Raw genomic sequence first — 25,398 nt, forward strand, 5'->3', positions numbered from 1 at the left:
ACAACAGGATTAGCAAAGCACCTGTTCCATATGGGGCCCACGCAATGCTGTAGATTTCTTACCCCACCACCACTTTATTTGTCTTCTTCAAGAATTTCGCCGGGATAGGCCGGTCCAGCTTCCAGGTGATATTCATGGGCCTGCTCCCCTCATGTTTCACATAATTTGCTATTCCCAGAAATGTATAAACCGCAGCTCCACCGGTGATTCGGTCCGCCTTGAACTCCCGCACAAACAGCAGCACACGACTCCCCCGCTCCCGATGGTGGATATACCGCTGTCCGGTGGGAGAATCCACCGCAGTGGTACTCTGACTCTGCCAGTGGAACAAGCTTTCATTGATGGAGTAGTCGTTGTACATGGTCGTAGGTGAATAATCTTTATCCGCCTTATTCAGGGTCACAAAGAGCACATCCAGCTGTTTCTCTGGAAGCCATTTTACCCCCTCACGCACTGTCCCCGGCTTCATAAAGTCCAATGCCACCAGCAGCTGGTCTCTGGTATAGGTGCAGTGAAGATCCAACGGACACTCAAAGCCAAGGTCCACTGGCTCGTCGATGAAATCGATCTGATCGTACCGATATCTTAGTAAGTCCACCAGCTCTCCCAACAGAACCGGACTATCCGAGAGGGCATACAGGTTGTCCAGCACCTTATCACTGGACCAGCTCTCAGCTACTTGTCCCCAGACAGTAACATAGAACATTTGCAGCATCCGCAGCTCCACTTGGCTCAGTGCCGCAAAATCCACATCGTCCAGCCTGGGGAGCAGATCCAGCAAAAAGCGGATCCACCGCCTGGAGTCTATGATGGCCAGTCGTCCAAAGGCTTTTGTCAGGGTATCTTCCAGCGGCTCCTGAAAGTCCCCCACCACATTTCCACGTGCACAGATGCGAGAGAAGGTCGAAAACTTGTATATGGCCCGAGGATCCAAATGGTAATAGTCTAGAAAGTTGGTCAGAGTCAATTCCAAACCACTGTCCTCCTCAAAGCTGGCTACTCGGGACACCAGGCCCGCTGTGTTGCCGTAGGAGGCCCGAATATTCTCTAGAATGTACTTGGCCGTCTTTTTCTCCAATTGGATATAGCAGCCCTTGGGCGTAGAGACAAAGCCCTCTTTGATCTCCCTGGTCACGCTACGGGTTGTGTTATTCAGCAAAGCCGCGAACTTATCCTCAAAGTTGTACCGCTTGTTGGCCTGTCCAATGAAATCTAACACCGTCAGGCACTCTTTGCCCTCCGCCATGCGTAAGCCACGGCCAAGCTGTTGAAGGAAGATAGTCAGGGACTCCGTAGGACGGAGAAACAGCACGGTATTCACTTCTGGGATATCCACACCTTCGTTGTAGATATCCACTACGAAAATAAAACAGATCTCACCACCCACCAGCCGCCCCTTGGCGGCTTTTCTCTCCTCATCCGAGGACTTCCCCGTCAGGTACATGGACGGAATTCCACGCTCATTGAAATAGCGGCTCATAAACTCCGCATGTTCGATAGACACACAGAACCCCAGTCCTTTCACCGTATCCATGTCTGTCACATACTTTAGCAGCGAGGAGACTACCAGCTCGGCTCTGCGGTTTGCCACAGCGCCACTGAGGGTGTAGAGATTGGACAACTCCCCCTTGTCATATCCGCCTGCATTCCACTTCAGAGTGCTCAAGTCCACGGCATCGGTGACACCAAAATACTGGAACGGGCACAGTAGCTTCTGGTCGATGGCTTCTGGCAGACGGATCTCAGCGGCAATGCGGTAGTTGAAGTAGGGCAGAATGCTTTTCCCATCCATACGTTCCGGCGTTGCAGTTAATCCCAGCAGAATACACGGCTGATAGTAATCTAGTAGCGTTTGATAGGTGGGAGCCGCCGCATGGTGGAATTCATCCACGACGATGTAATCGTAAAAATCCGAAGAAGTCTTGGCAATAAAGTTCTGTGCATTGAAGGTTTGAATGGACATAAATAGATGATCAATGCTCTCCGGTCTGTAGCTTCCCACAAACAGTTCTCCGAAGTTGGTATTCTTCAAAACCGCCCGGAAGGTGTATAGACTCTGCCGTAAAATCTCTTCTCAATGGGCCACAAAGAGCAACCGGCATGGTTTGTCTGAATTTTGCTTACAGAATCGCTTGTAATCCAAGGCAGAGATCACCGTTTTCCCGGTCCCAGTGGCTGCCACTACCAGGTTGCGGGTATAGCCTCGAATGGTACGCTCCGCTTCCAGCTTGTCTAGAATCTCCTGTTGATAGGAATAGGGCGTAATATCCATGACATAGGCCGCTACATCATTGCTGTCAAAGTACTTTTCAGCCTTTAAAGCCCGAGCCAATCGCTCCTTCTGGTCTTCCCCATAATATTCAAACTCTCGGTCATTCCAGTAGTACTCAAAGGTTGCAGCGATCTTACCAATGGTCTCAGGCAAGTCCCGGCGAGTCACTTTGGTGTTCCACTCCAGGCCACTGGTGAGGGCAGCGTTGGACAGGTTAGAAGAACCCACATAAGCGGTGGTAAAGCCAGTGTTGCGGACAAAGATATAGGCCTTTGCATGGAGTCTGGTCTGCTTGGTATTATAACTCACCTTGATCTGGGTGTTGGGCAGCTGACGGAGCTCCTCAATGGCTTTTATATCGGTGGCTCCCATATAGGAGGTTGTGATGATGCGCAACTCTCCCCCGTTCTGGGTAAACTCCCGCAGTTCATCCATCAAAAGCCGCAACCCGCTCCACTTGATGAAAGACACCAGCATATCAATGCGATCGGCAGAGACGATTTCCCTTTTCAACTCCATGTACATCTGTGGCTCGTGGATGGCTCCGGTAAATAAGCTACTCTGGGCCATGGACGTTTCCGGCCGAACCAAATCAGTGGCCGTCTTTCCCACGGCCAGCCGTGGATCTTGCTCCCGCAAAAGCGCAAGAAGCTGCTCTGCCCGCTGGGCAATGCCCAGTGCAGCAAAGTCAGCTTCTTGTGTGGTATTTCCAATGAGTTCTACGATTTGGTTTGCAAGGCCGATCTGGGCGGAGATACCTCCGCCATTGTCCAGGATATTTTGCAGGCCCTTTTGCACCACATCCGCCAGATATTGTGCCAACACCTTGGAGGCTTCCGCCTGATCGATAGGTGCAACAGATTTGCGGGCCTCGGGAATCTCCGACAACTCGCGGTTTAATGCTTCGTTGATGACTTGTTCGTATAGGCCGGGGTGGAGCATATTTCTCACTCTCTCTTGTTGGAAAATTGTTGTTTCCAGTATACCCTTAAGGACAGAATCCAGCAAGTATTTAACCAAGATCGTCTATCAAGTCTGATAATGGTTTGATCGCCTGAATATTGCTTCGAAATAGCTTATCCCACATATCTAGGCATGTAGCACAAATCGAAGGTTGCTTCTCTCCTCTATCAAAAAGCTTGACTACACACTTGATTAGGTCGGTCACTTCCAAATAAGAGTGTCTGCGCACCCCCTTTCCTTGCGCAAATCCCTCCACAATCGTCATAAGCACCGGTGCATATTCACAGATATCCTCACCACTTTCATAGAGATACTTCAAAAACAAATGTACCAAATGAGAACTTTGTACCGATGAAAACAATTTGCTTAAAAAATCTTTATCCCGATGGATAGAAATTTTCTTGTGTATGAAAAGCTGTCCAAGTCCATCTATGCTCTCAGATGTGTTTTCAAGATAGTACAACAGAATTTCTTCACTTACTTCGTGAAATTCATCCAAATCAAAGCTAGAAATAGCTTGTCGGCATATCTTTGATTTAGCTTTCGTGGAGAGTTCTGCAGAAGTAATCCACTCTAATGCCTTTGAATCAGAAAAGAAGATTCCAACTGCACACAACATGCCAGCTGCACATTCTTCCAAATCCTCTAATTTTGTAGCACAGGCATCTATCAATTTATTGCGCAAAAACATACTGTGCTCCATATATTCTTCTCGTATTACTGTCCACGCTCCTGATGCATACAACACCCGCAGATCTTGACCAAGAATTTTTCGAAATACATCGTACGCAAATTTACGGTCTATCTGGTAGTACGCCTCCACACAATCCATCAAAGCAAAACGGACAGCTGCATTCTTATCTTTACTTACTTGGATTATCGTACTTTTAAAATACTCATCCAAATCACTATGGTTCCACAGCAGGGCTGCTACTGCGCCAACCGCTTCTCCTCTTACGCAATTTATGGAATTTTGAAGCAATGCGTTTGCAGTCAGATGATCTGGATCTGACTGACTTGTAACAATGTAATCATTCTCCTTGGGTTCTGGATGTGCCAATGCCATATTACATATCAACTCGAGCACTTCTTTTCCCCATACTCTACTGGCATTTCTGCTTATAAGCTGCGAAACCGACATTGCTATATTTCGATCACTGCGATGTGAAAATCGCTGGATGATAGCTTCAATCAGCTCTGTGGGGATATTTTCTCCCTTCTGTTCATCTGACAGCATGTTTAGGATGCTACATATATACGCAGCATCACAATTTTGAGGGAATGACAACGCAAGCTTGGCAAATCGTTCTGGTTCCTGTTCTGCCTGTTTCCTCATAGAGGACGCAAACATCCCGTGACTCGCCTCTATGCAATGATCCCCCTCCACCTGCCTAAACAAATGTTCCTTCATTTTATCAACTGGCGTAGAAATAATTTGAAGCCATCGTCGATCACTCAAGCGATCTGCATGATCATACACAGGCGAAACCACGCTCCCCCCAGGTCCTGATAAGACTCCACAATAATGGAAATGTGGAATACAAACCCATGTATTTCGGTTCAATTCTTGAATCAATGCTTTTGATTTTTCAGATAAGCGATTAAAATCCATACAAGGCAGCAATTCCTTTTGCAAATGCCCCCAATACGTCCAATATGCCCTTTGGTTCTGGCGGACTCTATTCCACTCGATACGGCGTTTCAGTCTACCAACCATTTCCTTGGAACTTTCTTTCCACGTGTAAATAATTTGTTCCAGTTGCCTGTAGACGGTTTCATCACAATGTATTGAGAATTTTTGAAGGATTTGTTTTGTATAGTGCAGATAATCTTCCTCTTTCGCTGAGTACACCAGTATTTTTCTGTCAAAGTCTTTACACAGCCAACCTATCGCTTCATTTGAGTAAACATCTGGCAGAGAGCAAATTGCATGCATAATTAGTTCATGCCCAACTGCAGAAGTGGGATATTCCACCGCACGGACAAATTCCATAACCCACGCAGGATCGATTTTAGCGTACTCCTCTATCGCTCGTTTACTAATATTCACGATTTCTCGTACAGTTGAATCGTTGTATCCACTCTGTATCCACTCACGGAACTCCCAATGCACTCCACATAATGTATAAGGCCACTGTAGTGTGTATTTTTTTGTAACATCGCAAATTTTCCCAAACAGTCGTTCGATAAACGCCTGATACTCGACTTTCGAATTCAACCCCCACAGTTCTAAATCTTTCACGTATATATGTATGTGGGCGTCTTTGCATTGCTCCCAGTTATCCAAGATGATTTCAAACACATCTATGATACGGATAGAGCGGCATTCTAAAAGTCTTGATATGCCCCAGAATTCATTTAAGATGATGGGATGTTTCCTCAAAATATCACATCTCAGCTGAAACATACGTTCAGAATCCTCACTAGGATCAGTACATAGTGTGTCGAAAATCAAACGATCTTTCTCTTCGTCTTGTAGCGCAAACGGCGCAACATAATCTGCAACATAATCTGGTTCTATGTCACTGATGGATCTCAAAAGGCGAGCAGATTGGTCATCAAGCTCTCCTTTCCACTCCTTCAAAACATGTCTGATATACTGCGGGTGCCTACTCAATACAGCCTGAATCACATAGGTTCTCCACTCCGACTGCTGTATATAGTCATCTAGTAAAGCTAGAACCTCTGCCTCCGGTTGCTCACACTGCCCCATAATTTCAAACACCGTACATTTGAAATAATATCTTACACCATCACTTTCCAACATCTTTTTTCCTTGCTCTGTGAACATGGACTGGTCTGTGTCAATCAGGGTCTGCAAAACAGATAATACTCGGTAGCGAATCATGGGTGTTTGTTCGTCGAGCCCACCAACCAAGGTGCAAAGATCTTCACCAAAATAGATTCTACGGTTGAGGTCAGACACGATAAAGTAATCTAAAAAACTTTGGTGCACAAAAGAAATTCCACTTGAGGGTTGATTGTGCTTCAATAACCCACTTGAGATAAATCTATCAACAACCTCATAATAATCATTCAAAAGGACTCTAGGGATGACAAAGCGCCCTCGGTTTTCCATATATTCTACAATATCATCTCTGCATTTTTTCACCGTTTCAAGTCTAATACCCGCCCTTTCACACTGCTTTTGAATTTGAGTCCACCATTCCCCCATCAATCCATACACTGATGAAACATGGTTTTTGGAACTGTTTTCTTCTAACTGTGTCCAAACATACAACGACGAAGGCGTCAACAACAGCTTTTGCAACCTGGACGGTAATTGCTTATATCGTGTGCCTATGATTTCTGTAACTTCCTCTTCCGTAAAAGAGTCAACCTTTACTCTGGACCACACCAGTCCACGCTGCCTCTCTTGATCTGAATTCTCAAATAAGCTTTTTAATCCTTTGTCATTCTCTAAATCAAATGTCCGCGCAGCAAAAATAATCGAAACATTTCCATTCTGATAACCGTTAATGGATTCTGCCTGTTTAATCAGCTCTTTGCACACGTCCAAGGCAGTACTGGAATGACTGTTGGTCCACCGCAAGGAATCCAGTTGATCCAAAATCAGCACACACTTCTCTCCCGCCGCCATAGCGGACAAACTATACACAGGAGACTCAGGCAGTCCCAACTCTCTTCCATAACCATCCGCAGAAACCGCTGGGGTATGCTTATCCAATTTTACCGCAAGATACAGAGTCCCTTCCTCACTCAGAAAATTGATGACCTCTTGAAGACATCCGCTTTTCCCAAAACCAGCCCTTCCATGCAGAATCACTGATTTTCCAGCATGCAAATCGTTTATGACCCGCTCTGTCGCAGTCCGATGTATAAGTTTATCATAGATAGCAGAGAATTCATCCCAGTGCATATGATTAAGTACATTTATTCTCTCTAATACACGCGTATCATACCCATAATGTCTGGGGTGGAACCCATTCTTTTCCATATAATCAATAACGTCCTTCGCCGTTATCTTGACCCCATATCTCCCAGTGTCATTGGCATACTGCTCCAGCAAAATACGAGCATTCGATTCGTTCCCTGTAAATTCTTGACTTATCCGTTCCTCTAGGTCTCGTTGAGCTTCCAAACCCGTAGGACTATGTTCAAAATAGCAATGGGAAAGGATGTACACCAGCTGTTCCAAATCTCCTGGGCAGTCTGGGTCTAGGTGTAACGCATTTGCACATTCCTTGAACTGTTTGCAAATAGTGTCATTGTTCAACTGACACTCAACGAATTGCTGTGGCGATAGATTTGTTCTGGCCCGTTTACACAACTCATCGATTTCGTTATATGGCAGCGGTGAAATAAAATAGTAGTCATTACCAACGTCTGAAACAATTTTTCTGGCACGATTCCAAACATCGTGCCCCTTTAAATCTGCTACTGACCAGAACTTTTTTGTCGAATTGCTCCCCTTACACTGGTAATAGTTTGTTTTTTCTTTCTCTTCAGCTATATATTCTACGCTGTCACTATTGGGCCCCAAAGGCTCGACAATAATTGACACCACGTTCTCTCTTGCCAATCTCAAAAGAAGTTTTGCAAAAAATTGATTTTCATATTTATTCCCATACTTGTCAGCACGGCCACCAGGCTCCAGGCTCACGGTCATCCCTCCTAGCACAAGGTCTCTGGTATATAGAAAAAAGCCAGCCGCATGGCAATGCCATACGGCTGGCCTGCAGGTTTATGGCCTGCCGCTAGTAAATTGTACCATATTTCAAGTATTTCTTCAATTCACATACACTCCGACACAGTCTAAAACTATTCCCTAAAGCCCAGAGCTACTCGGCCAGCCTACTTTGAATTCTTTGCCTTAGTCCTTCGTAAAACTGTGGAAATTCACCGTCCTGTACCAAATCGGAATGAACGTTCACACCATAGGCCTCTGCCAAAAGCTTTTTTTCATCGGCTATATTAGCATCCCAAAAGTATACACCAGAATTTTGGGATCCATGTCGCTTTTTACAATTTATCAGCCACCAAATATCCAATTCAGAAACACCCAGCCCAAATCCAATCGTATATACGTCCCCAATCATAAAGTAATCAACCCAGCTTTGCGGAACAAAATCCGTTTTTTGCTTTTGGCTGTACTGGTATCGACGAATGAACTGATGAATATATTGCTGAATCATGCTGGTCAGCTCACAATAATAGTAGTGTCCGATAATCATTGTGTTCGGCTTAGCTAATTCGCCATGAATATGCCAGATACGCTGGGTAGCCGTCTCTGTTGGAATCTCAAAGTACTGGTGTAACTTTCCGGTCTTCTTATCAACCTTTAAGTCGACAGCCTTCTTCCGATACTTGTGGCTTTTCCCTGTAGCAACTGAAAAGTCCGTCATCAAAGAACTCTCAATTTCGTATGTATAATTTGTAGTCAGAATCGCATCAGGATTCAGGCTGCAAAAGCCACGAATTAAATCCAATGTTTTTTCGTTTGCTTTTCCGTTATCTACTTCTTTGGCATTCTCAGCTACGTATTCCTTTAATTGTACGTCCACACGATCTCCAGTCAACACCACTGGACGCATAGGATATGGCAGTTTTTTTATCTGTTGGACTTCGTCGTCTGACAATTTGACACATTTTATTTTATCCAGAAGAGAATCCCACGAGTCTCCTCCGAATGCCTGGAGCACACCGCTTCCAATCAGAAAGACTACTGGCGTCTTTCCATACGGAATAGGAGGTAAATTTCCCTTCATCTGTTACAGCTCCCTCTGGGCAAAACCATCAAATCCATTGGCTCGTAGAAACTATGCTTCATTCCCCCAACGCCTCAAAGTGTTTTTTGGCGCAGCAAATCTTGGCCAATTCTGAGGAACGCAGACTTTCTTTCTCCACATTTTTCTTGGTCTCCACCCACAAAATAGAGTTTGTGCTGCCGTCGTCCTCCAACAACCGCACAGTTATTAGGCCCTCTGCTCAATGGCGACGCGAACCCATAATATCATGCCTGAACAGGCAGGCACATTGCTCTATGACAATAAGTCCATTTCCCTCTTTTGTCTCAATCATAGATACGCTTAACAGTCAAATCGTTCCAACCGCTTCTGTGAAACTGAGGTGGAAGCTTGCTTTCCTCACGATATTGTCAATCCATCTCAAAGTCAATGAAAAAAAGCCGCACTGGAGAAGGCCCTGGATAGAAACGGTCATAATATTCTTGCTTTTGGATTACTCAACATTTTACTTCTGGCGATAGTAATATTCTCATCAGGTGTCACAACATTCACAAACTCTTTCGCCCGCTCGTTAGAGATCTTTAGTGTCGATAAGTCGACTGATCACAATAGATGATTTTATATTAAAACGAAGTCCACATATAGCTGTTCCTGTGCCATTTAAAAATCGTTTTTGCTACAATCAGTAATTATTGGATTGACTTCTTGCCCACCACTATCGGCATACACTGAGCGCACTCGAGCATCATTCAACTACTCGATGATTCTATCCTTCCCCCGGATACTCCGCTTCTTGCAGCCATACATTCCCATATCCATAATCCTCCGATCAAATCCGATTGGCTCCACAAGATTCTTTGGGAACCTACTAAAGCCCATTAGCTTTCTTTAGACTGTTCTACGTATTTCTAAAGTAAGCCTCGAGTATCTAGGCTCCTACCATAATACAGAGTTGAATCTCACAAATACCTTATCGAAAGCCTTCTTTGAGATTATCCACGGAATGGAATTTTAGATTTACGAACCACAGTACCTCCAATTTCGACGCTGTCTGAATCTGTTGAGGGTAATTCTCCAGAGAGCATATGTACAACAGCTCTATAAATGAGTTCTTGATTTTGACCCGGCCCAACAATCAGACTCTTCACAATACTCTTACTTCTGTCTTTCGCTTGAAACACAACCTGCAGTGTGGGTTTCACAACGTTTTCCGACACATAATAATGCACAGGGAAGTAAACACCAGCCCGTTTGGACGAATCTGCATCTGCCGTATGAAAGATCAACCTAGTTTCTTTTTCTTCTTTAAACCCCTCGTCTTTACAAAATGGCATAAATAGCCCCGCCAGTAGTGACACTTCCTGGATATGTTCACTGTTTGTTTCATTCCACATATATAGTTGCCTGTGGTATTGCTCTTTCTCTTCTTCAGAGTATTTTACTGGAATTGGTCCGATTTTATCATCAAACATTGGCAGAACAGAGTTTTCCTTATCTAACAGTTCATAATGTTTATATTGAATATTATCCATTGCAAAAGAGATTGCAATTCCGCTATTTTTCCCATACCACTTCCATTGACTGAGCAGATCGTTGTTACCACAAAATGATATACTATACACATTATTTCTATACGTATCTTCAAGCCTAATCTTTCTGTTTTTCTCTATCCATTTGAAATCTTTATAGGCATCTTCAATTCCATTTTTTCTATGTTTCTCTAACCATCTGAAACCATCTACATATTCATTCGTATCATTCAGAAACCGCAGATGACTTGCACGCATGGTACATGTCAGAATTGGATATTGCTCATCATCATGGTATTGACGTTGCCCGACCAGTTTTATATGTTCATCAAAAATACTGACAAATGCTCCGGGCGAAGTATAGTGACAATACATCTCATCTTCTGGTGCTACTGTTTTTCTATATATAGTATATACTGTTTGAAGGCCATGTCGCATGGCATCCAAAGTTGTAAACTCCATTTTTACACTCCTCTGGGCTCTTTATTATAGTACAGTCGTGCATATATCAATCCAAAATAGTTACCATAGTAGGTGCCTTTATTGTTTTCATTTCCCCCCTTATCGAGGAGCAGCCTATTAATGGATGGTGGGTCATTATCTCCTTTGGTATGAAATATATGGTAAAACATTGGAAATGCCGGACTATCTCTTGTAAATTCATGTGTCTCAGGGTTATAGGGACGATAGCATTCTATGATTCTATCTCGATCCTCTTTAGAAAAATATTTTTCTTTCAGCTCTGAAAAAGCAGTACATTTATATGAACTTGTGAGCGTAATAACCAGCTTCCACTCTTCAAACCACTTACGTGCAAACTTATTTCTGATAATATGGCTTGCCAGTTTAAACCCTAATGTCTCGTCCTTGTCATCCAAACAGAGATCAATCACTAGCTCTAGTTTTTCCACCCCCGCATCTATCTCACTTTGTACCGTATCCAAAACAAGCCTAATGCCAGACTGTACATCCTGAGCAATTTCTCCATCTCTCAAACTACCATCGTCATTTAGACAAGTTGGATCATGGGATAAATCACATAAACAATCTACAATCTTTACATCTGACACCCCATCTTGTGTAAGTATGTCATTTAGTTCCTGTTTCTGTCTCTCCAAAATTATATTGTTATCATCAATAAAAATAACCGCTTTCATTTTTCCTCCTCTTACTTTCACTCACTCCAGACTGGCGCCACACACAAAAATTGTGACTCATATCCATCTTCTTTTTCTTCCATAGAAATACGGAAATATCGATAGTCTGACCCACAATGTTGGTTCAAATATTCGGTAAAAAACATTTTTGTAAAACCAATGTGAGAGGTATCGCTTCTCTGCTGTATAGGCAGTCTATTTTTCACCGTCATACGATAGCAGTGATCATAACTGGTATATTGATTGTTCTCTTTCATATCTTGTGGTACCACAGACTCCCCCATTTCACAAGATATTTCTATCTCACGAGATGGTCCTGAATGTTCCACCGCATTTCGAATAAACACATCAAGAATACCAATTAATTGAACCATATCTGGTACATCATCAGCTATTAAAATAGTGGGGACATGCCATATTTCCTTTATTTTTTCAAATGTGTTTGGAGAAATTGATACAGACATTTTATACTCCCCGCTTTGTAGTTGACCTGAATGTGCTTTATTCTGCATGCTTTTAAGAATATTCTCGAAATACCCAGATTTTTCATCTTCCAATATTCTAAAATAGTCTTCTAGGTCCTTTGCACAGTCTCCAGGCCTCTTCAATTGAAGCACCCCACTTCCAAATGGCTGCAGGCCAGGCGGTGGCGAAAAGATTCGTCTCACTACAAGATTTGTAGCTCCCTCCGCAATACACCGATTCATGAAAATATTTAAGGCATTGTATGCCTCGTACTCTCGGTCTGTCTCTTCCGTATCTCTCATCAGCGCAAACAGTCTCCTTACCAGTGACAGCATTCGAGTTAAGTCTTTTGATCGTCCATGTGACAAGGTCTTACCAGTTTCAAGGATTGTTCCTGCAGCCTTTGCTTGAATCGCCGCTTTTAGTGCGCCAGTTTCAATATCTGCCTGAACAATTTTTAAGATTGTTCTGCGTTGAATCAAGATTTTCCGTATTACCTTATAATTCTCAAGCTTTTCCTTTTGAAACTGCAGTCGAAGATAAACCCTCCCAATATTTTTTTCACAGTCTGGTCTATAGCTGCTACGTCTTTTGCTCTCTCCCCTCCCTTGTTCACACCGCATCTCTCTCCTAATGTCATGTTCACCCTTCGCCTGAAACATAACCCAAAAGCATTTTCCGTCATTCTCAGGAATAGAATACCCCATTTGTTCAAGTTCTTCTTCCTCTTTGGGGGAAAATCCAAAGTCTCCTCTACTCAACCGAAACGGTTGCGTCAACTCCACATTTTCCCCTCCAAAATCCGCATAAAAGGTGCACGTTAGTTCGGGTGATATATCCGCCAACTCCTTGCCAATGCGTCGATACTTAGTTATTATATTTTGATTATTATCTTCTACTGCTCTAAGGACTTTCTGCTGTACCACTTCATCTTCAGAAGAAAAACGGATATTCTCCAAATACAACACCTGATATAATTTTCTTCGTTCTCTATCCACATTGGTTTTCCAAAGAAGTTCAGTTAGTTCCTTTTCTGCACGGATAGTCTTTTCCCGACCGCTGACACCGCAAATCAATCGTTTTGTGTAATTGACTAAGAGTGTGTAAAAGCCTTGAATCCCTTCATTACGGAAATTTGGCCCACTGCTAAAACAGCAGTAATTTTTGTTAAGCCTCGCCACATACTTGCAGACCTCGTCAATATGGCCTGCTGTAATTAAATAGTTTGAGCCAATATTAGACAGACATGAAAGCAGGACACATAGTAACTGGTAATGGATTTTTACATAAAGTTTCTCTTTACCACTTTGTGAGCCTGTCCACTTTTTTACCCACTGCCTCCACGGCATATTTAGAGAGATTTGGAGCTTCTCTGCGCTTTTTTTAATTAGCTTGCAGAGGGAACAATCCGTACGAGTTCCTACTCGTTCAACTGGATTCAAACTCAGATATGATTCCAGTATGGTCAACATTATCCGCATAGCAGCCTTCTTCCCGTTCTCCTTATAATATAAAGGCGCTCGAGAAATTGACTTTAAAAAAGAGATTAGAACTTCATACTGCTGCTCCACCTCTAAGGTCCTCAATTCATTGGCAATAATCTCAATATATTTCTGGACAAGTTCGTGCTCTCCCCAAATATTTTCTGTCTCCTGACACAATTTATTTTCACAATACAACCTGGTAAAATGGCGCTGGCGTATTTTATATGTGTGTGTGGGAAATGCTTCCCTCGCCCCCTCTAAAGTACGAAGGTAGAGATGTTCCTCCCTCTCTTTCCAATAATACTCTGTACTACTCAAGCAGCAATTTTCTTCTATCCTTTTACATTCTTCAATCTCTTTACAAATAGGGCAAGTGTCTCCATAGTTTCCCGGTGTTGGAACAGAAAGTCGAAGAAAAGAGAAGTAATTCTCAATTGATGAAACATAACTTCTTCTCGTGCTGTCTGAGGTCCGATCAATCAATGTAAATACAGCAGAAAACACCTCACATCTTCTTAAAAGTTCATCTTTCTCTCCAGCGTATCGATGGAGAAGCGATAAAACAAAAGATTTTGCACGATAGAATGTTTCTCCAGTAATAATTTCATCGTCAACATAGTAAAAGCAAATCCTTGGCAAAATTTTACCTTCAGAATGTTGATCTACTTGTTTCAAAATGTATGCATAGTTAGAATATTTTGTTTCAAAATTGGAACGATACTCTCGGCTAGGGTCAAAAGATATTTCATGTGCAGCATTGTTGAAGACTCGTCGATTGATTTCATGAGGAAAACGATTGTTGCTAAAATGTAGTGGCGAAATTAAAATATGAAGTACATTTGCATTCTGCTTATTTTCAAACATATGAACACGCCGTTGGATTCTTTTACAATAATCATCAAATTGAGGACTTTTCATCACGACATTTCCAAAAAAAGAGTTTGTTCGTATGTAATATCGAAAATGGTGGTCTCCCCGAACAATATGAGAGTAATATAGGTAATCTCTATTCAAAAACAGATTGCTGCTCTGATCTTTTTTGAAGAACAACTCTAAGCTTTGCTCATTTTCTCTGTTTCTCATTCCTGCTGTAGAAGAAAACTTTTTGGGTACTGATGATGTTCCAATCTGTTGCACCGGTATAACGGCAGAGGAGTCTGTAATTACAAGCGGCCGTTCATCTAAAGAATTCTCAGGAAAACACCATTGACATTTTGTTGCCAACTCCCACTCCGCCTCTACATCGACTAAATAATGCACTCGAAAATTCTTTTCATCTGGGGTTATCCGGTCAATTACTTTCTGATGACGATCCCATTTCAAATAATCCATTTGCCCAAACGCAAATCCATCTTTTTGTTGAGCAAGGACTTGAACAATACTAAAGTAGTCCCACTCTATTTTCTCCAGTAGAACATCGGTTGCTTTGTCTTGTTGCAACTGGCACTCAAACGCGTTTCTCATTTTAGCAAATGTGCTAAGTGTCGAAGATATTCCACAAAGGAATATTACTTGGCCAATACGTTCTAATTTTTGTAAGTTATCTGGAAAATACCGAAGTCTAGCCTTGCTTACATGCCCGTTCTGTAAATCACCTGGTTCTTCATAAATGCAGTATTGAAAGTGTGGATTGCTATATTTTAGGTTTGCTAATAAAGGCTCAATATATGTATCATAACCAATTACAAGACAATTTCTTCCCAGTCTTCCTTTTAGTTGCTGCTCCAACCAAATTGTAAAACGTGATATCCACTTCGCATGTGAAAAGAGAATCTGAGCCTCAAAAAAGGAATTCATATGAACAATTCCAGTACCAATTTTAATATGTGTATCTTGAATATGACACCCTAGTGATTTTTGGTGGATATCATTCTCTAAAATATTTCTTAGTTTTTTTACCCATACTTCTTCCTTTTGTTCATCCAGACCATCCCCAATTTTTAATGAATAGCAGGACTCCCTTAATCTATATAGTTCATCGTGTGATCTATCCATTTCGTCCTCCTAGAAGATGAGCTGCAATTTTAATTGCAGTGTCTGTCATTCCCCCATATAGGCAACTGACAGATAGGCTTTCTTTAATGCTTTTCAAATTATTTCCATGAAATAAAATATCAAGTTTTCCATTGGAGTCCACCAAAAAAAGGCTTTTCTTTTGAGTCAAAATTCTATTATTTCCAGCTCGATCAAAAAATAGTGCAAACAGCCGAAAGAGTTTGATGACATCATACGGTCTGGTAACATTAACAAGTGCAAGGTTATCGAGTGTAGAACATTTATCGGCCAGATATAAGAAAATAGCTTTTACCATAACCTCATATGCCTCTAGCCTATCCACACTTAAATTGTTGACCACCTTCTCACAATCAATCACTCCAATATACAGATGCGTCGATGCTATTTCCTCCGGTGAAGCTTTGAATTGTTCACCCAACTCTTTCCAAAGCTTTCGTGTTAAGTCTTCTCTCTCTAATCCAACTGAAATAGGCCCTGAGAACTTGAAATCTATTCGCCGACAGTTCGGGACTGTATCATGTCTCCACGAGATTAAGTCCAAATAGTCTGTCTCTTCCTCAAGATTTTTAGATCTTAATGGAACATAAATAGTATAACTAGTCCCATACTCCCATAGGAAACCACAGGTATGCTTATATAAACCGCCTACCGATGAGTTTTCAAAGCAATTATTGTCTCCTGCCCCGCTTTGGACATAAAAATATCCATTCATAGACATGACTACACTATTTAGAATTGGGAGTCCATAATGAAACGCAATATTGTCCGGAGTTGATAGATAATCAACAAATGGTTTGCAGCTTCCTTGTCCAAGAAAATCCGACAAAGACATATGACAATGGTCAGGGTCAGATTTCAAATCCTGGATATAACTATTTAATTCTTCTTGAGTTTCTGCATCTTCTTTTTTTATCAGTTCGCTCGCATTTTCCAAACTTTGTGAGAGGTGGAATTTCATGTGTACCAAACGCTGCTCAGGAGAATTTTTATAGTCCTCACATCGTTGTTCTACATTTGCCTTGAATTTATCTACAATGCCCTGAAAGTTCTCATATTGTATATCTGTTAAATACAATTCCATAAAGTGTTCTACGTTCTCTACCAAACTGTGAGCTTCATCGGGCATCAGTGGGTCCAAATAAATTTTTTCTGCATCCCTAATCTTACGATACCTGATGGTCAATATACCACATCCAGATTGACCATCATCTCCCAGTACATGTGTCACTACATTCTCAACCAGCTGTAATACTCCTTGGGCGAAGTTCATACACGTTTCGTGCAAAAACTCCAGATCTAGAGATGCCTGTCCTAATGTTGTAATTCCATTTTGCACCTCAATATAGTTACACAAACCTAAAAAAAGCAGCGTCTCAAAACAGCTATCACTTGCTAAATATTTTAGTATTTCTTCACTCCGATTTGCATAAACACCTTTTTTTAAGCGCTCAAAATAACCATTACACAAGTCTTTTAATGGTCTTATCCAACTATTTATCTCTGAGTCTGAAGAATACGATGCCGTAAGCGCACTATAAATCTGCTTTGTGATTGGTATTTGCGGAAAAACCCTACCCAAAGGCATAGTTCTATTTTCTTTGGCCTCTATCTTATATTGTCTTGGTAAACTCGCCCAATTAGCCTTTTCACCTTTTTGTGTTTTTTTATGGTATACAAAAAAGCATTCATAGATTTTTTCAAAAATATGGTCTGTATTATCGCCGTTGTCTTCATTACGATTACGATAAAAATATAAGCTGTGGGCCAGCCGGAAATAGTCACTAGTCGTAACTGGCGTATATCGTTTAGTTTCCCCTTTCCCTGCAGAAACCAAAACTGTACAATCTAACCCATCATGAAACATTTTCTGCATGACCAAGAGCAAATATTGAATATCAGTAATATCCTCATTTTGCCCAATCACCAATTCCAGGACTACTTTTTGCAAGTTTGTCTGCACAACTCCCATCGAATCATATTCTTGCAATATTCGTTTATCTTGACGTTGAAAAATCCTACTCCACTCTGAACCCGTTCTTGGGTTTAGAGCGCAGATATAAAACCTACAAAATAAAAGGTTGGAATCGACTGTGTCTACTTGCGAAAACCCAGAATACGCCAATTTCAACAACAACCCAATGGAATTTCGTCGGCATTGAAGACGGCAAAGACATACCCGTGTCATGACAATCCCTTCTCTCATTGTTTTTCGCAAGACAACAGTATCTAGAGTGTAGAATTTGAGCAAACACCATCAAATTAATTTTCCATATTATAACACAGGATCAGCATAATGTCTAGTTCCGCATAGAAATACGCGTCTTTTTTGTTGAAATCGATGCGCGGAAATCTATTAAACTACTCTAAGCCAATGTATCATCGTTATACGAACTGCGTAATATTCATGTGGCTGTACATGAATATACTTCTAAGATTTGAGGAGACATTTGCTTACGATTGTCTCAGATAATGTGGCCTTAAAGTACAGGGGACAGTATCGCTCCGCACATCGCACAGTCTCTATCACAGGATATTTCTGTGGCAGAGGCTGTAGTTTTATGGTATTCTATAAATTGATGTAAAATACACTTTTAACATTGAGGGCATGGCATATGAATGTGATAACTTACAACGGCGCATTAACCGCAGAGCAATTTCTGTTCTATGAAATGCAGATTTCAGCCAAATTTTACCTGCAAAATATCCCCTTAGAAGATGCAATTTCCGCTATCAAAGCGGGTAATCTCTTCCAATATCCCACAGAACGGGAGGTTTCGCGCATGGCTCGGGCCTGCTACCGTCGTTTGGATGCTTTGGAGAATCAAAATTTGGTGGAAGCACTTGTAAATGCACCATTGGAAATGGCCAAGCAGATCAACCTGTATGCCCTCATGCGATATAATCGTCTTGTGTGGGACTTTATGGTTCAAATAGTCGGTGAAAAGTTTCGCATTCAGGACTTTTCTTTTCAGCGCAAAGAGTTAAATATATTTTTCTCCCGACTTCAGGCGCAAAATGACACTGTGGCCAGCTGGAGTGACAGTACCATTGGGAAAATCAAAAGTGTATTGGTACGTTGTCTGGTAGAGGCAAAGTTTCTGGACAACTCCAGAGCCACCACTTTGAATCCTGTTTATCTCTGTGAGGAACTTGAGCAAGGCATTCGAGAGAACAACGATTTGGACGCACTCCCTGCGTTCAATTGTTTTCGTTGAGGAGGACACAAACCGTGTTAAAAGCAGAATTAGACCGTATTCGAGAGCGGATCTCTGACCCCAGTTTTCTCAATAACAAAGGTTTGAGCAATGAGGTAGGGATCCATGTTTTTTGTTATGATCCATCCGAAGAACTGATGGTTCAGGACTATATTCGGCGGTTAAAGGAAGATGCCCTTGCCCCCTACCGTATCATTGAGTGCGACCTATACGAAATCTTTCTTCAACTGTTGGAGGAAAAACGAGTCCTTAAATCCACACCAGGGCTGGAGGAAAAACGTGGCAAAGACTATCTCTTGCAACAACTGCAAAAAATCGCCACTGCTGAGGCTCTCTTAGCCAAAATGGACTATACCCCCCATGTGAAAGGTCAGGATGTCCTGTTCATGACCGGTATTGGCAAAATTCATCCGTTCATGCGTTCCCACAAAATGCTGGACAGTATGCAGCATTTGTTTGCGGACATCCCTGTTGTCATGTTTTATCCCGGGACCTTTAATGGACAAACACTAAGCTTGTTTGGCGAGTTTGTGGACGGAAACTACTACCGGGCGTTTAATCTGCTGTAAGGGAGACAGAGAGCTATGAAAATACAATCGATGTTTCAAAAGGACATTAATCGAGATATTAACGGCGTGGTCAAGGTGGCTCAAGACGACGAGCGGAGCCTAAAGCAAGAACTCAGCGAGTATATCATCACCAAGGAACTGCGCCGTCATTTCCGCACCTTTTTTGATAACTACACCAAGGCCATCGATCAGCCCACCGACAAGATGGGCGTTTGGATCTCCGGCTTTTTTGGCAGCGGTAAATCTCACTTTCTGAAGATGCTCTCCTACCTGCTCTCCAATCAGGTGGTCAGCGGAGCCCCAGCCATTGATTACTTTCAGGGCAAGTTTGATGACCCCATGATGTATGCCCAGGCGGTCAAGTGCGTCTCTGTCCCCACGGAGTCCATCCTGTTCAACATCGACATCGAGGGCCCCATCAACAAGGATAAAACCGCCGTTCTTCGTACTTTCGCAAAAATGTTCTACAATCACTGTGGATTTTATGGCGACGACTTAAAAATCGCCAAGCTGGAGCGGTTCATCGACCGACAAGGCAAAACGGAGGAATTCCGCCAGAAGTTTGAACAAGTCAACGGCGCCCCATGGGCAGAGACGCGAGACTCCTTTGCTTTTTTCGAGGATGACGTGGTGGAGGTGCTCCAGTCTGTCCTGGGCATGAGCGAACAGGCAGCCCGCAATTGGTTCAACGGTGAAGAGACCAACGAATTGAGCATCGCTCAGCTGGTGTCCGACATCAAGGAATATGTGGACAGCAAGGGCGACAAGTTCCGTCTGCTGTTCATGGTGGACGAGGTGGGCCAGTACATTGGAGATGATGGGGATTTGATGATTAACCTCCAGTCCCTGGTGGAAGAGCTGGGTTCCAAGTGCATGGGCCAGGTCTGGGTCATGGTCACCAGTCAAGAGGCCATTGACTCTGTCGTCAAAATTGCCGGAGACGATTTTTCCAAAATTCAAGGGCGGTTTAACACCCGTCTAAGCCTGTCCTCCTCCTCGGTGGACGAAGTCATTCAAAAACGTGTGCTGGCAAAAACACCGGAGGCCGACCAACTCCTGCATATGGTGTACGACAAGGAACAGGCCGTTTTGAAAAACCTGTTTTCTTTCCAAGATTCCGTCTTGGACATCAAAGGTTTTGCCGATGGCGCAGAATTTGCCGCCACGTTTCCATTTGTCCCCTACCAGTTCATCATCATCCAAAAGGTGCTGGCAGAAATTCGCAAACACGGAAATTCCGGCAAGCACTTGTCTGGAGGCGAGCGTTCCATGCTCTCCGGCTTCCAGGAAGCCGCTCAAAAGGTGCAGGACAAGGACGAAAATGCGCTGCTCCCCTTCCATCTGTTCTACGACACTGTTCACACCTTCTTGGAGAGCTCCATTCGTCGGGTCATCGATCGCTGCCAAAACGCGGCAGACAACCACGATGGCATTGAACCTCATGATGTAGACGTGCTCAAATTGCTCTACCTGATCCGCTACATTGATGATATCAAGTCCACCATCGATAACATTGCCACCCTGATGGTAGATGACATCCACACCGACAAAATCAACCTGCGTGCCTCCGTCACCGCCTCCCTGGAGCGGCTGCATTCTCAGAACTATATTTCCCGCAATGGAGACACCTACACGTTCCTCACCGATGAGGAACAAGACGTAGCCAACGACATCAAAAACACCGTGGTGGACTCCAACCAGATCACCCAGAGCATTGCTCAGGCCGTGTTTGGCGAAATCTACCCCAGCAAAAAGTTCCGCTACAACGAGCACTATACCAGCATTCCTGTGGACCAGTACATTGACGAAACCCTCGTCGGCTCTTCCAGCGGCGGCATTCGTCTGCGTATCATCACCGTGGCCAGCGACCACTATCGGGACGCTGACCAGAAACTGATGCTGGAGTCCCAGGTGAACAACGAAGCTATTTTGGTTCTCTCCGGCGATACTCAGTATTATGAAGAGCTGGAGCAGGCCAAGAAAATTGAGGAGTACCGGAAAAAGAAAAACGTCTCTCAGCTTCCCGAGAGTGTGCAAGACATCATCCGCAAGAAAAACACGGAAAAACTGGCCATGGAGAAGCGGGCCAAGGGCTATTTGGAGAAAGCCATTGTGGACGCCAAGGTGTTTGTCCACGGGGAGCTCATGACCATTAAGCTCTCCAACGCCAAGGACAAGCTGGACGCCGCTCTGCGGGGCCTGGTAGAGAGCGTCTACTCCAAGCTGAACATGGTCAATCACTTTGTGGACAGCGACGCCGATATTTTGTCCATTCTCAACGCCCCTGCTGAGGCGGACATCAGCTTGGCCGGTTCTGGTGCCAACAACGAGGACGCTCTCAACGAGATCAGCCAGTGGCTGGAGTTGAAATCCGTAGGCCCTACCATCTCCATGGGGGATGTGCAGCGCCGCTATCAGGCCATTCCCTACGGCTGGCGAGAAATTGACATCGCCGCCCTGATGGCTCGCCTGGTGGCCCGCCAGAAGATCTCCATCAAATACGGCGGTGCAGTGGTGTCCAAGGACGACCGAAAGCTTGTGGATTATCTCCGCAAAAAGAGTGAAATTGACAAAGCAGTAGTGACCCGTCGAATCGCTCCCTCGGAACAGCTCATGCGCAAGAGCGTTGCATTCCTCCGGGAGTATCTGGGCGCCATGGACATCCCCTCAGACGAAGACGGTCTGGTGCGCTATGTCCTGGACACCTTCGAGTATAAACTGGCCCACTATCAAGACCTGCTGGAGCATTACGAACAGAACCAGTATCCGGAACAGGCCATCGTCTCCGCTGCCCGAGATTTGGCCCAAGATGTACTCAGCCAGCGCAAGGACAATGTAGCTCTCCTCACCCGCATGGTGCAAAAGCAAGATGATCTGCTGGACGCCAAAGAGGATTTGGAAGATGTGGAGCTGTTTTTCAAAAGCCAACGTGGTGTCTTTGACGAGGCCGTCAGCCAGATGCGCCGTGTCAGCCGGGAGCAAGACTACTTCGCCACCGACCCGGCCACCCAGGAGATCATCCACACCATTTCCACCATTCTGGCCATGCCAAAGCCCTATCGCCGCATTGGGGAACTGCCGGAACTCATCGGCAAATTGAAGGCAGCCTATCAGTCTCTGCTGGAGTTGAAACAAGCGGAGGTTGCCGAGACCATCCGCCAGTGCATGCAGGACGTTCACCAGTTGGCCGGAGAAGCCCGGAATACAGAAAGCCTGCTGCAACAGGCCGACCACCACTTTGCCGAAAAGCGAGACGCCGCCCAAGCAGCGTGCTCTCTCACCGAGCTGGACGCCATGATTACCCAGCTGCTCAACTACAAGGACAGCGTCTGCAGGCGCATGGAAGTTCTGGCAGCACCTGTCCCGAACCCTCAGAACAAAGAAGACAAAGATCCCTCCCCTACTCCCAAGAAAATTACAACCGTGCGCCGCTATGACCTGTGTTCCGTGAAGCGGCTGCAATCCAAGGAGGACATTGACGCCTATGTGGAGGGCATCCGGCAAAAGCTGTATCAGACCCTGGAGAGCTGTGACGGCGTGCAGGTCAACTAAAGGAGGTACCTGGGATGAACAAATCTGCGATACAAAAATTTGCCGTATGGGCCCGCACCACGCTCATGGAGCAGGTGGCCCAGCGGGCCTACCAATACGGCATCATCAAAGACGGCTATGGCGATGCAAACGCCGTCACTGTCAACGGCAAGGCCCTCTCCACCCAGGAGCAGGGCCAACGCCGGGAGCTGGTGCGGGAGATTCAGTCCAAGGGCTATGACCAAGTGATAGAAGAAGTGGCCTATACCTGGTTCAACCGCTTCATCGCCCTGCGGTACATGGAGGTCAACAACTACCTGCCCAGCCACATCCGGGTGTTCTCCAATGCCCAGGGGGAGTTTGACCCAGAAATTTTGAAGGAGGCCCTCCACATGGACCTGCCGGGGCTGGACCAAAGCCAGGTGGCGGAGCACATCGAGAAGAACGAAACCGAGGCTCTGTACCGCTACCTGCTTCTCACCCAGTGCAACGCCCTCAACGAGGGCCTGCCCAAGATGTTTGAGAAGATGGGCGGCTATACCGAGCTGCTCTTTCCCAACAACATTCTCCGCCCAGATAGTGTACTGGGGCATATGGTGTCCGACATTCCCGAGGAGGACTGGACCGATCAGGTACAGATCATCGGGTGGCTGTACCAGTATTACAACACCCAGTTGAAGGCTGAAACCTTCGATCTACTGAAGAAGAATGTAAAAATCACCAAGGAGCGCATCCCCTCTGCCACCCAGCTCTTTACCCCCGACTGGATCGTGCGCTACATGGTGGAGAACTCTCTGGGCAGACTGGTCATTGACAATTTGAACTATGACATCTGGGCAGAGAGTGAAAAGGCAAAGATTGATCTTTTAAAAGCCAAATGGAACTACTATGTGGAAGAGGCCGAACAAGACCCGGACGTGGATACAGAGCTACGTATTTTTTCACACAACAAATACGCCAGAGGGGACAAACTGCCCTTTGTAGACACCACATTTTTTGATCCCTGTATGGGCAGCGGCCACGTTCTGGTCTACGCCTTTGATGTGTTCATGGACATCTACACCTCCCAGGGGTGGAATCCCCGGGACGCCGCCCAGCGGATTGTAGAAAAAAATCTGTACGGCTTGGATATTGACAAGCGTGCGGCCCAGCTGGCCTATTTTGCCGTGATGATGAAAGCCCGGCAATATGACCGTCGATTTCTCACCCGTGGCATTCAGCCAAACCTATACAGCCCTGGAAGCTATGCCGATGGACAGGAGTATGGCTCCCTGCTGGTGGTAGACGAACTGGAACCCAAACCCGAAGCACCAGAAGAGTTCACCCTGTTTGATGCGGATTACGAAGATCAGTTGAACAGCTGGAACTTCCGCCGCCTTCTCTCTCAGGAGTACGATGTGGTAGTGACCAACCCGCCCTACATGGCGGTGAGCAATGGAAATGCCGCACTGAACAAATACATTAAAAAAAATTATCCAGACAGCAAAGGCGATTTGTTTGCAGCATTTATCGAACGCTGCTGGAAGTACTCCTCTCAATACCTGGCCATGATTACCCAACACAGTTGGATGTTCTTGTCCAGCTTTGAGAAGCTGCGCACCAAGTTACTCCTCTCCACTGACATTGTCAACATGGCTCACCTGGGAGCCAGAGCCTTCGAGGAGATCGGCGGTGAAGTGGTACAAACCACCAGTTTTGTGCTGCGCATGGGCTATCACGAAGGCTACAGAGGAACTTACTGCCGCTTGGTGGAGCCCACTACTCAGCAGGGCAAGGAAGATATGTTCCTGGGTGGCGAGAGTCGGCATATAGCAGTACAGACTAATTTCTTCAAAATTCCTGGTTCTCCGATTGCGTACTGGATAAGTAGGACACTCCTATCCATATTCTCCGAAAATAAAAACGTCGGGCAGCTTTCACAACCGAGGCAAGGTTCTACTTTAGGTGACAACGCATCCTTCTTGAGATTTTGGTTTGAAATTAGAGAAAAAGGAACAAAGTGGTTTAATTGCATGAAAGGAGGGGAATATCGTCGATGGTACGGGAATATCTTATATGTTTTAGACTGGGAAAATAATGGTGCCCATATTAAATCTACTGGAAGAGCGACTATTCGTAGTGAAAATATGCTTTTCCGTGAAGGAATCACATGGTCAAATATTACATCTGGAAAATCATCTTTTCGCTATATGCCAGAAGGATTTTTCTTTGAGAGCACAGGATCTGTTTGCTTTATAGATCAAGAGTTGCTGAACTATCTACTCGGATTTTTGAATTCTCCAATTACTGATAAAATAAACTATATAATAAATCCAACATTACATTTACAATCTGGAGACATTGCAAAAATTCCGCTAATCATATCCAATGATAAATTAAGTGATATTTCTTATTCTGTTTCAGAAAATATCACCTTTTCCAGAATAGATTGGGATTCTAACGAAACCTCCTGGGATTTCAAGCGGCATCCATTGGTGTGAGGTGACACC

At 44.3% G+C, this 25,398-nt stretch carries 10 protein-coding genes and 1 pseudogene; 4 read left to right on the plus strand and 7 right to left on the minus strand.

Features of this window, described 5'->3' with window-relative positions:
* Positions 1–58 precede the first annotated feature (58 nt).
* From B5F98_RS00375 to B5F98_RS00405, 7 genes and pseudogenes are all read right to left on the minus strand, one after another.
* A pseudogene (locus B5F98_RS00375) lies at positions 59–3,214 on the minus strand (DUF3427 domain-containing protein).
* Positions 3,215–3,284: 70 nt separating this feature from the next.
* Entirely contained in the window at positions 3,285–7,859 is a 4,575-nt protein-coding gene (locus tag B5F98_RS00380) for a hypothetical protein (protein WP_143482698.1), read from the minus strand.
* A gap of 178 nt (positions 7,860–8,037) precedes the next feature.
* A complete protein-coding gene (locus tag B5F98_RS00385; RefSeq protein ID WP_087369147.1) occupies positions 8,038–8,964 on the minus strand; it encodes an AbiH family protein in 927 nt (308 codons plus the stop codon).
* Positions 8,965–9,935: 971 nt separating this feature from the next.
* On the minus strand, positions 9,936–10,934 hold the full coding sequence (locus B5F98_RS00390) for a DUF2971 domain-containing protein (protein ID WP_087369148.1): 999 nt from the start codon (positions 10,932–10,934) through the stop codon (positions 9,936–9,938).
* A gap of 2 nt (positions 10,935–10,936) precedes the next feature.
* Complete coding sequence (locus tag B5F98_RS00395) at positions 10,937–11,629, minus strand: hypothetical protein (protein ID WP_087369149.1); 693 nt, start codon at positions 11,627–11,629, stop codon at positions 10,937–10,939.
* Positions 11,630–11,646: 17 nt separating this feature from the next.
* On the minus strand, positions 11,647–15,573 hold the full coding sequence (locus B5F98_RS12605; protein ID WP_143482699.1) for a hypothetical protein: 3,927 nt from the start codon (positions 15,571–15,573) through the stop codon (positions 11,647–11,649).
* Positions 15,566–17,542: a hypothetical protein gene (locus tag B5F98_RS00405; protein ID WP_143482700.1), complete on the minus strand. Its 1,977-nt coding sequence runs from the start codon at positions 17,540–17,542 to the stop codon at positions 15,566–15,568. Before B5F98_RS00405 ends, B5F98_RS12605 begins: the two co-directional genes overlap by 8 nt.
* A 664-nt stretch (positions 17,543–18,206) precedes the next feature.
* Between B5F98_RS00405 and B5F98_RS00410 the strand changes: the two genes are divergently transcribed.
* From B5F98_RS00410 to B5F98_RS00425, 4 genes are all read left to right on the plus strand, one after another.
* Positions 18,207–18,809 carry a DUF1819 family protein gene (locus tag B5F98_RS00410; RefSeq protein ID WP_087369152.1) on the plus strand — a complete coding sequence of 201 codons (603 nt, stop codon included), beginning with the start codon at positions 18,207–18,209 and terminating at the stop codon, positions 18,807–18,809.
* A 14-nt stretch (positions 18,810–18,823) separates the two neighbouring features.
* A complete protein-coding gene (locus B5F98_RS00415; RefSeq protein ID WP_087369153.1) occupies positions 18,824–19,378 on the plus strand; it encodes a DUF1788 domain-containing protein in 555 nt (184 codons plus the stop codon).
* A gap of 15 nt (positions 19,379–19,393) precedes the next feature.
* Positions 19,394–22,930 (plus strand): BREX system P-loop protein BrxC, encoded by a 3,537-nt coding sequence (gene brxC / locus B5F98_RS00420; protein WP_087369154.1) that lies wholly within the window; start codon positions 19,394–19,396, stop codon positions 22,928–22,930.
* A gap of 65 nt (positions 22,931–22,995) precedes the next feature.
* Complete coding sequence (locus B5F98_RS00425) at positions 22,996–25,389, plus strand: BREX-1 system adenine-specific DNA-methyltransferase PglX (protein WP_158099737.1); 2,394 nt, start codon at positions 22,996–22,998, stop codon at positions 25,387–25,389.
* Positions 25,390–25,398: the final 9 nt, after the last annotated feature.

It is taken from the genome of Pseudoflavonifractor sp. An44, assembly GCF_002161675.1.
GTDB lineage: Bacteria > Bacillota > Clostridia > Oscillospirales > Oscillospiraceae > Enterenecus > Enterenecus faecium.

Coding starts and splice junctions, on each gene's coding strand:
- B5F98_RS00385 (WP_087369147.1), bottom strand. CDS start 8,964: ATGAAGGGAAATTTACCTCCTATTCCGTATGGAAAGACGCCAGTAGTC.
- B5F98_RS00390 (WP_087369148.1), bottom strand. CDS start 10,934: ATGGAGTTTACAACTTTGGATGCCATGCGACATGGCCTTCAAACAGTA.
- B5F98_RS00395 (WP_087369149.1), bottom strand. CDS start 11,629: ATGAAAGCGGTTATTTTTATTGATGATAACAATATAATTTTGGAGAGA.
- B5F98_RS12605 (WP_143482699.1), bottom strand. CDS start 15,573: ATGGATAGATCACACGATGAACTATATAGATTAAGGGAGTCCTGCTAT.
- B5F98_RS00410 (WP_087369152.1), top strand. CDS start 18,207: ATGAATGTGATAACTTACAACGGCGCATTAACCGCAGAGCAATTTCTG.
- brxC (WP_087369154.1), top strand. CDS start 19,394: ATGAAAATACAATCGATGTTTCAAAAGGACATTAATCGAGATATTAAC.
- B5F98_RS00425 (WP_158099737.1), top strand. CDS start 22,996: ATGGAGCAGGTGGCCCAGCGGGCCTACCAATACGGCATCATCAAAGAC.